The sequence below is a fragment of the Pseudomonas sp. CYM-20-01 genome (assembly GCF_023169845.1).
GTDB lineage: Bacteria > Pseudomonadota > Gammaproteobacteria > Pseudomonadales > Pseudomonadaceae > Aquipseudomonas > Aquipseudomonas azotoformans.
The window spans coordinates 2,567,733-2,583,706 of sequence record NZ_AP025169.1 but is presented as its reverse complement, the minus strand read 5'-3'; the positions used below and the strand labels follow the sequence as shown (position 1 = coordinate 2,583,706).

At 62.5% G+C, this 15,974-nt stretch carries 13 protein-coding genes; 9 read left to right on the top strand and 4 right to left on the bottom strand.

Features of this window, described 5'->3' with window-relative positions; translation table 11 throughout:
* Positions 1–289: 289 nt before the first annotated feature.
* Positions 290–2,341, top strand: a complete 2,052-nt coding sequence (locus M2497_RS11810; RefSeq protein ID WP_248487655.1) for a methyl-accepting chemotaxis protein — start codon at positions 290–292, stop codon at positions 2,339–2,341.
* 65 nt (positions 2,342–2,406) lie between these two features.
* Positions 2,407–3,900: an MFS transporter gene (locus tag M2497_RS11805; protein ID WP_248487654.1), complete on the top strand. Its 1,494-nt coding sequence runs from the start codon at positions 2,407–2,409 to the stop codon at positions 3,898–3,900.
* Here the strand turns inward: M2497_RS11805 and M2497_RS11800 are convergent.
* The 3 genes from M2497_RS11800 to M2497_RS11790 form a co-directional block, all read right to left on the bottom strand.
* Positions 3,897–5,429, bottom strand: a complete 1,533-nt coding sequence (locus M2497_RS11800; RefSeq protein WP_248487653.1) for an APC family permease — start codon at positions 5,427–5,429, stop codon at positions 3,897–3,899. The genes M2497_RS11805 and M2497_RS11800 overlap by 4 nt on opposite strands.
* Before the next feature lie 170 nt (positions 5,430–5,599).
* A complete protein-coding gene (locus tag M2497_RS11795; protein WP_058427111.1) occupies positions 5,600–6,340 on the bottom strand; it encodes an IclR family transcriptional regulator in 741 nt (246 codons plus the stop codon).
* A gap of 23 nt (positions 6,341–6,363) precedes the next feature.
* Entirely contained in the window at positions 6,364–7,338 is a 975-nt protein-coding gene (locus M2497_RS11790; RefSeq protein WP_248487651.1) for a helix-turn-helix domain-containing protein, read from the bottom strand.
* A gap of 213 nt (positions 7,339–7,551) precedes the next feature.
* Here M2497_RS11790 and M2497_RS11785 point away from each other — a divergent pair, with 213 nt between their 5' ends.
* From M2497_RS11785 to M2497_RS11775, 3 genes are all read left to right on the top strand, one after another.
* Positions 7,552–8,928: an aspartate aminotransferase family protein gene (locus M2497_RS11785; RefSeq protein ID WP_071495004.1), complete on the top strand. Its 1,377-nt coding sequence runs from the start codon at positions 7,552–7,554 to the stop codon at positions 8,926–8,928.
* Positions 8,929–8,955: 27 nt separating this feature from the next.
* Positions 8,956–10,410 (top strand): aldehyde dehydrogenase family protein, encoded by a 1,455-nt coding sequence (locus M2497_RS11780; RefSeq protein WP_248487649.1) that lies wholly within the window; start codon positions 8,956–8,958, stop codon positions 10,408–10,410.
* 78 nt (positions 10,411–10,488) lie between these two features.
* Complete coding sequence (locus M2497_RS11775) at positions 10,489–11,052, top strand: cytochrome b (protein ID WP_071495006.1); 564 nt, start codon at positions 10,489–10,491, stop codon at positions 11,050–11,052.
* A gap of 65 nt (positions 11,053–11,117) precedes the next feature.
* Here M2497_RS11775 and M2497_RS11770 read toward each other — a convergent pair whose 3' ends face one another.
* Entirely contained in the window at positions 11,118–12,455 is a 1,338-nt protein-coding gene (locus M2497_RS11770) for an alginate export family protein (RefSeq protein WP_248487647.1), read from the bottom strand.
* Positions 12,456–12,693: 238 nt separating this feature from the next.
* Between M2497_RS11770 and M2497_RS11765 the strand changes: the two genes are divergently transcribed.
* From M2497_RS11765 to M2497_RS11750, 4 genes are all read left to right on the top strand, one after another.
* Positions 12,694–13,086, top strand: coding sequence for a DUF6152 family protein (locus tag M2497_RS11765; protein ID WP_058427117.1), 393 nt, complete (start codon positions 12,694–12,696; stop codon positions 13,084–13,086).
* Between the two features lie 64 nt (positions 13,087–13,150).
* A complete protein-coding gene (locus M2497_RS11760) occupies positions 13,151–13,933 on the top strand; it encodes a hypothetical protein (protein ID WP_248487645.1) in 783 nt (260 codons plus the stop codon).
* A gap of 34 nt (positions 13,934–13,967) precedes the next feature.
* Positions 13,968–15,452: an alpha/beta hydrolase domain-containing protein gene (locus tag M2497_RS11755; protein WP_248487642.1), complete on the top strand. Its 1,485-nt coding sequence runs from the start codon at positions 13,968–13,970 to the stop codon at positions 15,450–15,452.
* Positions 15,453–15,473: 21 nt separating this feature from the next.
* The gene (locus M2497_RS11750; RefSeq protein ID WP_248487638.1) at positions 15,474–15,962 is read left to right on the top strand and encodes a DUF6644 family protein; all 489 of its coding nucleotides are present in this window, start codon (positions 15,474–15,476) and stop codon (positions 15,960–15,962) included.
* Positions 15,963–15,974 lie beyond the last annotated feature (12 nt).

Genomic DNA, 15,974 nt, shown 5'->3' with positions numbered 1-15,974 from the left:
CATCGGCACCGGGTAGCGTCTTGTTTTGGTTACGCGCTGAATTTGATCCTATGCCCGCCCCCGAACCGCTCGCTATCCCAAATCGGTAGCATCCACAGCCCCGCCCCAAAACAGGTCGGCGCTGCACGGGCAATCCCACCGGCCTTGCCGATTTGGGATAGCCGCCTGGCCTGTCATCCCCGCAACCTAGGATCACCCGCGCTATGCCCGGGTGCCGGCAACAAGCATAAAAACCAGGGCTCGCTGCCCAGCCCATCGCCGCCAAAGCCCTCTGCAGGAAGCCTCAGCCATGCGTCTAGCTCACCTCACCCTCCAATGGCGTATCACACTGCTGAGCGGACTCTGCCTGCTGGCGGTGGTGGGGGCGCTGATTGGCGCCAGCGCGTACCAGAACAAAACCAGTGCAAAGCTGCTTAAAGACCAGAGCAACGCGTTGCTCGGGCAGGCTGCGCTGGAACGCTTGCAGGCCCAGGCCGTTGCGCATGGCCAACAGGTGGAGCGTTTTTTCAACGAAACCGCCTTGTATGGCGAAGGGTTCGCGCAACAGGTTCTGCAACTGCGCGAGCAGACACTCAATGGGCGCCTGACGGTCGCGCAATTGCGCGAAGCATTGATCGCTACGGCCCGTGAAACCCTGAAACAGCGCGAAAAAGTCCTCGGCCTGTACGTCATCATGCTGCCTGATGCACTGGCCGGCGCGGATGCCGATTGGCGCGGTCAACGCGCAATGGCGGGGAACGACAGCGGGCGCTTTGCGCTGTATTGGTCGCAGAGCCAGCCGGGGCAATTGGTGCAGGAGGTGTTGAGCGAGGCACAAATCGCCGCCAACACCGCGCCGCCCGGCAGCGAACCCGGAAACGCCTGGTACGCCTGCCCTCAAGCGCAAAGACGGGTGTGTGTGATCGAGCCGTACACCATCGAAGTGGAAGGCCGGAACACCCTGATGAGCAGCATTTCCATCCCGTTGATCGTCAACGGTAAGGTGCTCGGCGTCGTGGGCATGGATATCAGCCTCGATACGTTGCAGAAGCTGGCCGCCAACCTCGGCCAGGACCTGTACCAGGGCGACAGCGAAGTCGCCATTGTGTCGGCCTCGGGCCAAGTGGCGGGACGCAGTGGCGAAGTCTCCGGGGACACCCTCGATATACGTCAGTCCGTGCAGACCGTGGCAGGCGGCCCGGCCTGGCAACTGGCGATCAAAGTCCCGCAGGCACGGGTGCAGGCACCTGCCCGGCAAATGCAAAACGACCTGGACAGCAAAAGCCGTGAGTCCAACTGGCTCAACCTGGGCCTGGGCATGCTTGCCAGCAGCCTGGGCATGTTGCTGATCTGGCTGGCCGCTCACGGCGTGACACGCCCACTGCTGAGAATGGCCGAGTTGCTGGATGCGATTGTCGAAGGCGACGGCGACCTCACCCAGCGCCTGCCCGTCGGCAGGCACGACGAGTTGGGCCACTTGGCCAATGGCTTCAACCGGTTCCTGGACACGTTGCAGCCGATTATCCGCGATATCCAGAGCGCGTCGCTGGACACCCGCAACAGCGCCGACACCTCGTCTGGCATAGCCCGTGAAGTCAGTGCCGGCATGCAGCGTCAGTATCACGAGGTGGAGTTGGCGGCCACCGCGCTGCACCAAATGAGCGCCAGTGCACAGGAAGTGGCGCGCCACTCCCACAGTGCTGCCGACGCCGCCACCGCCGCAGAAAGCGCGAGCCGCTCAGGCCAGGCGGTGTTCTCGACCGCCGAGCGCAGTATCGAGGCCCTTGACCAGCGCCTGGAAACCACCCTTGGGCAGGTCAACGCGCTTGCCGACAGCAGTGCCCAGATCGGTCAGGTCCTCGACGTCATCAGTTCCATCGCGCAGCAGACCAACTTGTTGGCCTTGAATGCGGCCATCGAAGCGGCAAGGGCCGGCGAGCAGGGCCGTGGTTTTGCGGTGGTGGCCGACGAAGTCCGGCACCTGGCCAGCAACACCCAGCATTCAGTCGAACAGGTGCGCACGGTGATCGAGACCTTGCAGCAGCTGAGCCAGTCGGTGGTGCACAGTACCCAACTGAGCCGCGAGCAAGCCAGCGGCAGCGTGGTCCAGGTGCAACAGACTCGGGTGGCGCTGGAGCGCATCTCCCAGGCCGTAGACGTGATCGAACAGATGAATCAGCAGATTGCCAGTGCCGCCATGGAGCAAAGCACCGTCGTAGAAGACATCAGCCATCGGGTCAGCGACATCCGCGGTATCAGCGAAACACTCGCCAGCCGGATGGACGATGCTTCAAAAGCCAGCGACTCACTGCATCACATGGCCAATCACCAACAACAACTGGTGGCCCATTTCCGTGTGTAAGGGGCCGGCGGCTTATACAGACTGACCGGCACCGGCTTTCCTCTTTCCATCACCGAGCGCGTCCCATGACCTCTCCTCGACGCTGGCTGATCCTCGCGATTATTTCCAGCGCATTGCTGCTCATCGTCATCGATATGACGGTGCTCTACACCGCCCTGCCCACGCTGACCCGCGAGCTGAACGCTTCGGCTTCGCAGAAGCTGTGGATCGTCAACATTTATGCGCTGATCGCCGCCGGCCTGCTGTTGGGCATGGGTACGCTCGGAGATCGCCTCGGGCACAAACGCCTGTTCATCGGCGGGCTCGGCGTATTTGGCCTGTTCTCGCTGATCGCGGCGTTTTCACCCACCGCCGGCGTACTGATTGGCGCGCGTGGGTTTCTGGCGGTCGGCGCGGCGATGATGATGCCCGCCACGCTGGCGATCGTGCGCGTGACGTTCAGCGACCCACGCGAACAGGCCATGGCATTTGGCATCTGGGCCTCGGTTGCGTCAGGGGGCGCTGCGTTCGGCCCGGTGGTGGGCGGCCTGTTGCTGGAGCATTTCTGGTGGGGTTCGGTCTTTCTGATCAATGTGCCGATTGTGCTGGTGGCGTTGGTGGTGGGCGCGCTGTTGATCCCCAATCATCCGGGGGATATCAGCAAACGCTGGGACTGGCTGGGGTCGCTCCAGGTGATGATCGGGTTGATCAGCGTGGCGTATGCCGTCAAGGAGCTCGGCAAGCGGGCAGCGTCGTTGGAGGGCATGCTGGTGGCAATGGCCCTGGGCACGCTGTTTCTGACGCTGTTCATCCGCCGCCAGCGCCGAGCCACACAACCGATGCTTGACCTCGCGCTGTTCAAGGCGCCGGGGTTCAGAAACGCGGTTATTTCAGCGGTGGTATCAGCCGCTGCGTTGATCGGCATGGAACTGGTGTTCAGCCAGCGCCTGCAACTGGTGCTGGGCTTGTCGCCGCTGGAGGCGGCATTGTTCATCCTGCCGCTGCCCCTGGGCTCGTTCATCTCCGGGCCGCTTGCCGGGTATTACCTGCCTCGCCTCGGGAACCAACGCATGCTGTTCTGGACATTGCTGTTGTCGTCAGCGGCGATGCTGTCCTACCTGTTGCTCTACAACGCTACGGCACCTGCGCAAATCATCAGCCTCGCGCTGCTGGGCTTTACGATTGGCGCCGCGCTGACCGCTTCATCCAGTAGCATCATGCTCAGCGTGCCTGCGGACCAGGCGGGCATGGCGGCGTCCATCGAAGAAGTGTCCTTTGAGCTGGGCGGCGCGGTGGGCGTGACGCTCGCCGGCAGCCTGCTGTCAGCGATCTATGCCAATGCGGCGGGCGTGATGATCCCAGCGTGGCTGACCCGCAACCCGGCGACATTCGAGAGTCTTGACGATGCGCTGGTGGTCGCTGAAACCTTGTCGCCCGAAGGCCGCGCGATGTTGAGCGCGGCCGCCCGTTCGGCGTTTGACGCAGGCTTTGTCGCGGTGCTGGCGGCGTCCGCAGCCCTGCTGTTGATTGCAGCGCTGCTGGTCAAGCTGAGCAAGCCAGCAGCGCAGGCCGCGCCTTAAAGCTTGTGGCTGCCCAGGGCCAGGAACCGCTGAGGGGATACTTTGCGCAGCCTGGCCGCCAGGAACACACCACCCAACAGGGCCAGCGGAATAATGGCGCAAAGGCTGTAGGACAACAGTTGGCTGGCACCGGTCAGTACATCGAAATGCACCACCGCCAGCACCAGCACCACCCACAGTGCAAGGCAGGAGAAACCGGGGAAAATCTGCCCGCGCCAAACACCGACCTTGAGCTCGGGGTGGCGCCGGAAGAAAACCAGCACCGCCGCAGAAGTCAGCGCCATCAGCAAGATCACGCACAACGTCGCCAGGTTGGACAGCCAGGCGAACAATTGCAGGATCGGATCGGCATCCATCGCCGCGAAAATCAGCACCACCACCGCCGAAATCAGGCTCTGCAAGGCCGAACCCATATGGGGACTCTGGTGCACGCGATGGGTGGTGCCCAACTGGCGGTGCAACAAACCGTCACGCCCAATGGCGTAGAAGTAACGCGCGGCGGCATTGTGAAAGGCGAGCAACCCGGCATAGATACTGACCATGAACAGCACGCGGATGACCTGGGTCAGGTGCGGGCCGACAAAGTGGTCGGACATGCCATAGATAAATGTGGTCGGATCCTGCAACGCCTGCAGCATCGGCACGATTTTGTCCGCCCCCACCCCCACCACCATCGACCATACCGACAACGCGTAGAAACCACCGATCAGCAACACCGAACAGTAGGTGGCAAGTGGGATGGTGCGCTGGGGATCCTTGGCCTCTTCACCGTAGATGGTGGTGGCCTCAAAGCCGATAAAGGCGGCGAAGCAGAACAGCAAACCGATGGACGGGGTGCCGCTGAATACGTGGTGGCTGCTGAATGAATCAAGGTTGATGCCGCTGTCGCCGCCGGATTTGAGAATGGCGAAATCCAGGATCAGGATCGCCAGGTATTCGGCGATCACCATCACCGACAGCACCCGCGCCGACAGGTCGATCTTGCGATACCCCAGGATCGCAATGCTTGCCATCGCCATCAGCGAGTAGGACCACCAGGGCAATACCAGGCCGAATGCGCTTTGCATGGTGCCACTGACCACCCCGCCGAACATGCCATACAAGCCGACCTGCAGGATGTTATAGGCAAACATCGCCAATACCCCGGCAGCGCCGCCGGCCAGGCCACCCAGCCCACGGGCGGTGAACGCGTAGAACCCACCGGCGTTAGTGATATGGCGGGACAGGGTGGTATAGCCCACCGAGAACGCCAGCAGCACGAGCAAGGCGAGGATCAGCAGCGCCGGGGTGCCCGCGCCATTGCCGAGCATGATGCCAATGGGGAAACCGCCGGCGATCACACTGAGCGGACTCGCCGCCGACACCACGAAGAAGATGATGAAACCGACACCCAGGGCGCCACGCTTGAGCTCGGTAGAGCGGTTGGGCGACGTCGTGTCGAGGGTTTCGTCGGGGTTTTTTGGGGGCGCGTTGTGGGGCGGGTTGTGGGGCGGGTTGTGGGGCGTATTGTGGGGCAAAGTCACGCTCATTTTGTTGACCTTATAGGATGAGGCAGTCGCCGTAGGATCGGCGCAGTCCATCTCGCACCGTCACCGAGTCGCTTGTCGTTCTGATCGCACGCAGGGCCTGATCCTAGGCCTGCCGGGAACGCTTCGGTAGCCCAAATCGGTCATCTGTCGCGCCGCCTGCCCCGCCGCCCTCAGCGCAAGGCGATGCGGCTGGTCAACTCCGACGCCGCGCCGGTCACCAGGTAACGCAGGTAGCTCTGCTGGAACGCATGGAAGCGTTCACTGCGCCCCACCAGGGTCATGCTGCCGATGACCCGCCGCTTGTCGTCGAAAATCGGCGCGGCGACGCCACTGCGTCCCGGGTGCAGTTCACCGTCGCTGACGCAGTAGCCTTGCTTGCGAATGGCAAGCAGGCTCTTGGTGAAGGTCTTCCATTCCAGCCCTTGTTGCGGGCTGTCAGCGACCGGAGCGTGAGCGTCATACACGCGTCGGATCTGGCGTGGCAGCAAGTGAGCCAATACCACCCGGGACGTCGCGCTGTGGAAAAGGCTGATCGGCTGCCCCCTGCCGCCGCCCACCGGTCCGGCATCGGTGCCACGCTGGACCAGTACATTGACCACTGAGTCGCCATGCCACTCACTGACCAACGCATCCAGGCCTGTGTCGGCGACCAACTGTTCGACCAGGTCCTGACTGCACGCCAGCAGCGGATCATAGTGAGTCATCAATTGCTCCAGCGTGACAATGCGCGGGCCCAGCGCATAACCCCGGGGCAACCGCTTCAATAAACCCGCATCCCCCAGCTCTCGCAGGTAACGGTAGGCAGTGGCCGGTGTATAACCGAGTTCCCGGCAAATGATGTCGACGTCAATGACGGGCTGGTCCGGGCGAAACAAATCGAAGACCGCCAGCAGGCGGCGCAGACTGTTCATGTTCTACATCCTTGTGAGTTCGATCAGACCGAAGCACAACGCGTAATTGCGGCACGGGCAGTATGGGAGGGCAATTCCGCAAACAGCTCATGGTACTCGGCGGCAAAATGGCTGAGGTGAAAGAAGCCCCATTGAGCGGCGGCATCGCCTATGGTGAGGTGGGACGCGGGAGTGGACATCAGGGTGCGGCGTACAGCGTTGAGCCTGACCGAGCGCAAGTAGTTGAGGGGGGTCGTCTCAGTCACCGAGCGGAAACTGTTCTGCACCGTGCGCCGACTCACCTGTAGACGCTGGCACAACTCGATGACGCTCGGCACATTCAGCATCTGCTCGGTCGCCAGGCGATGGCATTTCTCCACAATAAAACTGCGCGTGGAACTGGTGGAGCGCTGTTGCTTGTCGCAGGCAGGGTCAGTCATCAGTTGCAGCAGCTCACCCAGCATGGCCTGTTCCAGCGCCTGCTCGCGTTGCAAATCGCGCGTGCTGTCCAGCTCTTCCTGCACCAGGGCCTGAGAGAACAGCGTCAGCAGACGACGACGCGCCTGGGCGAACCGTGTGGCCGAAACCCGGATCACCGGTTGGCGCAATAACAGGTTGAGCTCCTTCGCCGAAGCGGTTTGCGCCAAGGCCTGTTCAAACAGTTCACGCTCAAAGGTGATGGACAACAGCTCCATGCCCAGCGGCATGTGGAACATGAACTCCTCGCCGCCATGGAGAAAGAACAGGCTGCTGTCGTCCACCTCTCGCCCCTGCATGCGAATCGGACCGGGAACATTGATCGGCACCGCAAAACACATCTTGCCTCGGGGAGAGACGCCGTGTTGCACGACACGCTGGTTGATCTGCTCGCGGAATACGTGGCAACCGGCGGTCGTCAACTGCATGAGTGAGCATTCGGCGGACCCAGCCGTCAATTGGCTGTAGTCCTGGCTCCACTGCTGAACAGTGGCGGCGTGAACGTGAATGTCCTGGGAATGGCTGATGGTCTGGTTTTTCATAATGCCGAAAGCCTCTGCCGATATTCTTGTTTTTAGCTTGCCTTCCCATGTGATATTCGCACATAGCAGAAATCCTGCAAATTATTTGTAACTTTTCCGATTGGCTGCAGCCCGCCACGGACACGCTTTCCCATGTGCCGATTCGGGCTACCCGTCTGGAATGCACCCCGGAGATGATCGGCACACTTGAATCGACATTCCAGAGAGACCGTCATGAGTGAAGCCAAACTAGAATCCCTGCATTTTGCGGATGCCCCACGGATCATCTCCGAGACCATTCCTGGGCCCAGGACCCTCGAAGCCCTGGCGCTGTCGGCGCGCACCGAGTCAATGGCACGTGGTGGCGGACGTATGCCGGTGGCCATGGACCGCGCACTGGGCGCGACCTTCAAGGACCCGGACGGCAATACCTATATCGACCTGTCCGCCGGGGTCGGCGTCAGCAGCGTAGGCCGCTGCCATCCGAAGGTGGTGCAAGCCATTCGCGAGCAGTCGGAAGTGCTGATGCATGCCCTCGAGATCAACAGCACCCGACGCACCGAGCTGGCCGCCAAGCTCTCCGAGATCGCGCCCGACGGCTTGCGTGGCGACTGCATCACTTTCTTCACCCAGAGCGGCAGCGACGCGCTGGAAGCCGCGATCAAGTTCGCCAAGCGCATCACCGGACGCCACCAGATCATCGCCTTCCATGGCGGCTACCACGGTGTCTGGAACGCATCGGGCTCCCTGACCACGGGCACCGCGTACCGCAAAGGCTACGGTGCCCAGATGGGCGGCGTGATCCACGCCCCCTACCCTTACGCCTACCGGTTCCCCTTCGACACCACCCACAAAAGCGCCGAGCAGATCGCCGGCGAGTACATCGACTACCTGCTGAACACCCCCTACACCGCCGCCGATGACGTGGCCGCCGTGATCGTCGAGCCAGTGCAGGGCGAAGGCGGCTACGTGCCGCCCTCACCCGAATTCCTGCAACTGTTGCGCAAGGCCTGCGACCGCAGCGGTACGTTGCTGATCGTCGATGAGGTGCAATCCGGCGCGGGGCGTACCGGCAAGATGTGGGCGGTCGAACATTCAGGCGTGAAACCGGACATGCTCACCTTCGGCAAGGGCATCGGCAGCGACCTGCCCATGGCCGGCCTGATCATGCGCTCGGACCTGGCGGCGCAGATTCCCGACGGCTCCATGCCCAACACCTTCGCGGCAAACTCTCTGTCGGCGGCGGTGGCACTGACCAACATCAGCATCCTCCAGGACCCGGAACTCGACCTGCTCAACCGCGCCCACACATTGGGGCTGGAGGCACAGGCGCATATTCGTGGTTTCAACAGCCCGTTGGTGGGCGAAGTGCGCGGGCGCGGCCTGATGATCGGTATCGAGCTGATCGAAGACCCGCTCACCAAGGCGCCCCTGGCGGGCGAGAAAATCGGCCAACTGATGGGCTACCTGCTCAACCACGGCGTGCTGATGATTCCTTGTGGCCGTTACAGCAACGTGATGCGCGTGATGCCCTCGCTGACGATCTCGCGTGAGCTGTTCTTCAAGGCACTGGATATCTTCGGCGACGCCCTGGCTGCCCTGAAGGCTTGATTTTGCCCATCACTCAAGGACCCCAAAATGACTGAGCACTTGAACCATTTTATCGAAGGTGCGTCCTGCGAAGCCTTCGACCGTCGTCGAATCGACCTCGTCAACCCCGTGACCGAGCAGGTATACGGCGACTGCGCACGGGGCACGAGCGAGGACGTGGACCGTGCCGTAGCCGCTGCACACCGCCAACTCGAAAGCGGCGACTGGAGCCAGCTCAACGGCGCCCAGCGTGGCCGGTTGCTGTCGAAACTGGCCGACCTGGTTGAGCGTGACACTGACGTGCTGGCCGATCTGGACGCCAACGCCATCGGGCGCTCGCCCATCGAACCACGCCGGATGGACCTGCCCAACGCGATCGCCAACCTGCGCGCCGCCGCCGGCTGGGCCAACCAGCTTGAAGGTCGGACCATTCCGACTGGGGGCTACTTCGGCACCAAGACCCTGTCGTACACGGTGCGCGAGCCAGTCGGCGTGGTCGGCGCCATCGTGCCCTGGAACTCACCGCTGATGATCACGGTGTGGAAGCTCGCCGCCTTGCTGGCGGCAGGCTGTACCGTAGTGATCAAGCCCTCCGAAGAAACCCCGCAGTCAGCCCTGTACCTGGCGCTGCTGGCGCAGGAAGCAGGCTTCCCGGACGGCGTGATCAACGTGGTCACCGGCTACGGCAATGAAGTGGGTCGTGCGCTGTGCGAACACCCGGATGTCGCCAAGATCAGCTTCACCGGCAGCCCCGAGGCCGGGCGCGAAATCCAGCGCACCGCCGGCGTGCTGTTCAAGCGCGTGGCCCTGGAGCTGGGCGGCAAGAGCCCGCAGATTGTGTTCGACGATGCATCCTTCGACGACGCCCTGCGCGGCTGCGCGCTCGGCCTGTTCGCCAACCAGGGCCAGGTGTGTGCCGCCGGTTCGCGTATCCTGGTGCAGCGCAGCATCGCCGAGCGGTTCGGCGCGGCGCTGGCCGAGGCTGCACAAGCGGTGAACGTGGGCGATCCTCGCCAGCCCGGCGTGCAGATGGGCCCGGTCGCCAAGAAAGCCCAATTCGATCGCGTCAACCGCTACATCCAACTGGGCATCGACCAAGGTGCGACCTTGTTGGCCGGCGGCGTATCGACACCCAAGCAGGGCTGGTTCGTGCGTCCGACGATCTTCGCCAACGCGCGCAACGACATGCAAATCGCCCGGGACGAGATCTTCGGACCGGTCGGCACGCTGATAACGTTCGACGACGAAGCCGAAGCGATCGCCCTGGCCAACGACAGCAGCTACGGCCTGGCGGCGACGGTCTGGACCGGCGACCTGGCCAGAGCACACCGCGTCGCCGCGGCGGTAAAAGCCGGCGCCGTGGGGATCAACTGTTGGAGCCCGTTGGACGCCAACCTGCCGTGGGGCGGCCTCAAGACCAGCGGGATCGGCCGTGAAGGCGGGTTCAGCGGCGCACTGGCCTACACCGAGGAGAAAGTCATCACCGTGCTGCTGCCCACCTGATCACCGCGCCCTGACCGAGCCACCCTCCCACGTCGAGGGTGGCCATTGAACCGTGCATCGCTCCGTGGAGAGCCTGATATGAACCCAATAGATCAATCGACAATCGATCGGTACCCGACCTCCCTGCGCGTGCTGCACTGGGTACGTGCCGTGCTCGTCCTGGGCCTGCTCTGGGTCGGCTGGCATATGACCGGCATGAACGATGAGGTGGCGAGCAAATACGAGCTTTACTACCCCTGGCACAAGTCCTTCGGGGTGTTGACGTTCCTGGTGGTGCTGGTTCAGCTCGCTGTGCGCTTGCGCACGCCACGGTTGCCGCAGCCGCTGGAAACGCTGGCGGGGTACGAAAGGGTTTTGTCACGCCTGACGCAGCGCGTCATGTATGTACTGCTGGTGATCGTGCCCTTGATGGGGTACTCCATGTCGAGCACGTACACGATGAGCGACGGGGTGTTCTTTTTTGGGGTTAACCTGCCGGAGCTGTTGCCAAAGAATGACGATTGGTTCGCGGTCTTCCAATGGCTGCACAAAGTCCTCGCCTACACCTTGCTTGTCCTGATCGTGCTGCACGTGGCGGGCGCGCTCAAGCATCGCTTCTATGACCGGGACCCACGCAACGATGTGTTGCGCCGCATGCTCTGACGGGATGAGGCGTTGACGCAAAACGTCAACGCCTGCTCGGCCCCGCAACAAACCTCAATGAATCATCAGAACGTCGCCCACACAATGAACTGCATGTACGTGTTGGTTGATGCGTCGCCGCTCTGCCGGCCACCGTTGCCCAGCCACTTCTGCGGCTTGTAGAAGCCAACCAGCGGCGAAAGCGTGATGTTCTCCGTGACCGCCCAATCCACAAACAGATCGAGCTCCTGCGCAGCGAAATCCAGCTCATGACGGCGGGAAAGCTGGTGGTAGTCGAACGCCATCGCGTTAAGGGTCAATTTCTCGGTCGGCTTGACCGAGAGCAGTACGTCGTTGATCTGCATGTTCGATGTCACGGAGCCCGCGTAGTTAAGCCCAACTTCGCCCTGCAGGCGCTTGCGATAACCGCCCTGGAACAGGAAGTCCCAGCCTTCGGAGTAGCGCGAATAACGGTAGCTGACCGTCGGTTGCCATGGCGTATCGACGAAGGTGTAACCCGCGTCGAAGAACATCGCCCGCTGTGAGCCCGAACGTTTTTCCTGGCGGGCCACCTCGAACGCAAAATCGGCGTTCTCGATCCCGGCATTGCCCTGCCCGCGAATGCTGTAGACGTTCATGCCCTTGCGCTCAAGCCGATCGCCGAAGGCGTATTTCTCCTCCACATCCAGGCCGTGCACGTAGGTCGAACCGATCGAACCGATGGGGGTGGTGTAATCGATGGTGCCCACGGCCAGTTCGGTCTTGGACTGCCCAGGGTTATCGGACTTCAGCCATATCAAGCTGCCGTGCAGCCCTTCCTTGCCGCCCAGCTTCAGCACCGCCGTGTTGCCAAACGCAAGGCGTTGGCCCAGGTAAAAGGCGCCCCCCCGGTTGAAGCGACCATCCTGCACGCCCTCGATGGGGTTGAAGGCGTTACCTGGGTCAAATCCATCGTCGGTGATCAGAAAGCCGTCCACCGTGACAATCTGGCGTCCGAATGAGAAATCCACGCCATCCTTGCCCAGGGCGGGTAGCAGGTCACCTGATCGCCAGCCCAGGAACGCGTCTTCCACGGCGGTTCGTCGCTCATTGCCCGCCGTGTTCGCCCCCATATCTCCGTCACCCCATGACCCGCTGCTGAGCAGGCTGAAGCCACCATATACCGAACCGGCAACCAGCTTATCCGTGGTGCCGGTCAGACCGTATTTGACGTAACCCTCCTGCCAGTGCATGCCGCCGGATTTTTTCTGCGGATCGCCCAGGTAGTTATGGGTACTGCCAAACCAGCCGAATGCGGCGCCCAGGTCGGCATTCAACACGGTTGCTCCGTCGTCTTCGTTGTACAGCGTATAAGCCTGTGCCTGTGAGCCGACTGCACAGAGTGCAACCAGCGACAGTAATGGCGCGTAGGGGGGAATGCGCATGACGTCTCTCCTGTTTTTATAGTTGTGAGGCGAGACACGAGTGTTCCGGCAGGGGTCGCCAACGCGGTAACCCAAATCAGCATCTGCACGGGCCGGCGCGTCGTTCTGTCGTTGCGCGATACCTCACCTGCGCCACCCTCCCTGAATACCTTCAATGGTTGCCGTTTTCGGCTACGGCCAGTGAGCGCGAGCGCCCTATGCTGGGCCCATAAGAACCATAAAAACCGAGGCGCCCGTCATGACCCCTTCGTCACGCTTTCCGTCGCTCCGTCAAAGGCTTTGCCTGCTGACCCTCATCGCCTGCAGTGCCTTGGCGCCTGTTGCCAGTGCCCACCATTCCTTCGCGCTGTTCGACCAGACCCAGACAATCACGATCAAGGGTGTGGTCGAGCGCTTCGCCTGGACCAACCCGCACATCACGATCTACGTCGATGTTCCCGGCCCGCCGGCCCAGCGCTTCAAGATCGAGACGGGCAGCGTCAACGCGCTGCAGCGCACAGGCTGGACTGCCGACTCGGTCAAGGCCGGCGCAAACGCCGAGGTGTCGTTCAAACCGTTGAAAAACGGCGAACCGGGCGGGCTGCTGGTGGAGATCAAGATGGGCGACGTGGTGCTCTCGGGCGGCGGTTAAACGCAACCCTTTGCGAGCACGACAACAACAGAACTGGGCAAACCAGCAACGCGGAGACATTTCAATGAAACCAGCACGCACCGCCAACACCGCCATGGTCTTCCTGGGGGTGGTCCTCCTGACCTTCGCCGCGATGAGCAGCGCCGCGACAGCGTCAAAAACCCCAACCGACAAACACGGCGTGGCCACACGGCCAGACATCAGCGGCACCTGGGAAAGAACCCCGGACGACTGGTTCGGCGAGAACCCGGACGACCCGGTGCACCCCGGCGGTCCAATGGACCTCAAGGCGTCCTACGCCGCCGAGTACGCCGAGCTGAAGAAGAAAGAAGCCGTGGCCAACGAGGCCGGCACGCCGATTGCAACCACCAGCTCCAAGTGCCTGCCCGAGGGCATGCCGACCATGATGGCAGCGCTGTTCCCGATCCAGATCATTCGCGACGACAAGCAAGTGATCATCCTCGGCGAGTATCTCCAGCAGGTGCGGCGGATTCTTTTGAACCAGCCCATGCCGCCCCTGGAAAAGCTCGACCCGTTGTACCAGGGCCATTCGCGTGGCCACTGGGAAGGCGACACGCTGGTCGTCGAGACCCAGAGCGTGCGGACCGATGTGCGCTTCTACGACGTGCCCCACGGGCCGGCGATGAAGATCACTGAACGCATGCGGTTGCGCGGGCCGGATCACCTGGAAAACCAGGTCCTGATCGAAGACCCGCAGGTACTCAACACTCCGTATCGCTTTACGTTCGAGTACAAGCGCTCCAACTACGCCATTCAAGAGTACGTGTGCGAGAACAACCAGATCGTGATCGACAGCGAGGGCAAGGCTTCCCTGAGCCTTGAGTGACGCCACCCTCCCACCCCTGCCGGAGCTTTTGCGAATGAAACGCCTGACCCCCATCAGCATCGCGTTGTCGCTGTTCATCGCGTCGAGCGTGCTCGCCGAGGTGCCGCGCATGCCCACGGCCATCGCGGTGCCGCCGTCCGACAAGCCGCCGCTGTCGTCGGCGACACGCCCGGGCACTGAATACAGCGACCTCGACCACTACGGCTACATCGAGCAAGAGTACTACCTGCAAGGCGTCGCCCCGGCCATCACTGCCGCCGGTAAAACCTTGCTGGAAGCGCCCTACACCACGCGCATTCTGGTGCGCAAACCGGCCGACCCGGCGCGCTTCAATGGCACGGTGGTGATCGAGCCGTTCAGCTGGTTCGGCGAGCGTGGCGCAGGCTGGATCCTGACGCGTGACTACTTGCTGCGGCGCGGCTATGCGTACGTCGGGTACACACTGAATGTGAACAAGCCGTCAGTCGACCCCAAGTTCATTTCGGACACCCCGGCGGCCGAGGCGGCGCAAATCGACCAGTACGGACGGATCGTGAATTTCGAGTTCATGCGCCGCTTCGACTACGCGCGCTATGCGCCGCTGGGCACCTATTACGACCCGGCACGGTTCACCCGTGGCGCAGCGCCCGATCCCTTCGTGCCACAGTCCCAGGGCATCGGTGCGCAACTGGCGCTGCTGCTCAAGAGCAATGGGGCGCAGAGTCCGCTGGCGGGCCTCGATGTGCAGCGCGTGTATGTGAATAGCTGGGCCGTCACCGCGCAGGTCTGGATGGACTATCTCGACCAGGGGCGTCACCAGCAATGGCGCATGCCCGACGATACGCCGCTGATCGACGCTTACATGACGGGCCGCATGGCCTACGGAGAAGTCGGCGGCGACGTGATCCGAGTACCTCGCCAGATGCCCGAAGGCGTGCCGTTCGTGACCGTCTTCAGCCAGTCCGAACTGATGCACGACGTGATCGAAGGTATCCCACTGCCTCCCGACACCGACACCCCGCAGCTTCGCTACTACGAAGTGACCGGCATGCCCCATCTGCGCCTGGCCGACCTCGGCACCGAACACACCGAGCCGCTCGCGGCCGACGTCGGCAAGGGCGACGACCCGCGCTGCCAGACGCTGTATGACGAACCGGTCGAGCACGTGGTCTCGGCGCTGCTCGACGGCATGGACCAATGGGTACGCGACGGCAAACCCATGCCCCGCGCGCCCCGGGTGGTCCGTGATGGCAAGGCCGCCGCGCGGGCGCCCGCCACCGGCAACCTGCAAGGCGGTGTGCGCCCGCCGTGGATCCAGGTGCCCAGCGCCACCTACCTCACCGATCAAGAGACCGGCTGCGGGCTGATCTACGACACCAAAGTGCCTTACTCGAAGGAAGTGCTGGGCAAGCACTATGGAAGCTTCAGCCGCTATGCACAGAAATTCGAAGACGCCAAAGCGGCTTCGATCAAGGAAGGCTACTTGCTGCCGGAGGACGCGGCGGGGCTGCATCCGATCGCAACCCCTCAAGACTTCTAACCCACTGCGGAAGAAAAGCCGATGTCATCTTCACTCATCATTGCCTGGATCTACGCCTCACCGTTCAGCACTGCGATCCGCGACATCCTGTGGGTCATCCCCACGGTGCAGAGCATTCACATCATCGCCATCACCGTGCTCTTCGGCTCGGCGCTCATCTCCGACCTTCGACTGGCGGGGGTGTTCGCCCGCGAGGAACCCTTGCGCGGCATCGTTCGCCGTTACTACCCGTGGATGCGCAATGCACTGATCATCCTGCTGTGTACCGGGTTGCTGATGATCATCGCCGAGCCTGACCGGGTACTCGTCAACTCCACGTTCTGGCTGAAGATGGTCCTGGTGGTGACGGCGTTCAGCGTGACCTGGCTGCTGCGGCGTCCGCTGCTGCGCCCTGCCGGCACGGCAGGCAGCGACGACGCGACGCGTTCGGTCAAGGCATGCGCATGGCTATCGATCGGTTTGTGGTGCGTCGTGATCATTTGCGGTCGCTGGATCGCCTACACGATCTAAGTGTTTTCAACG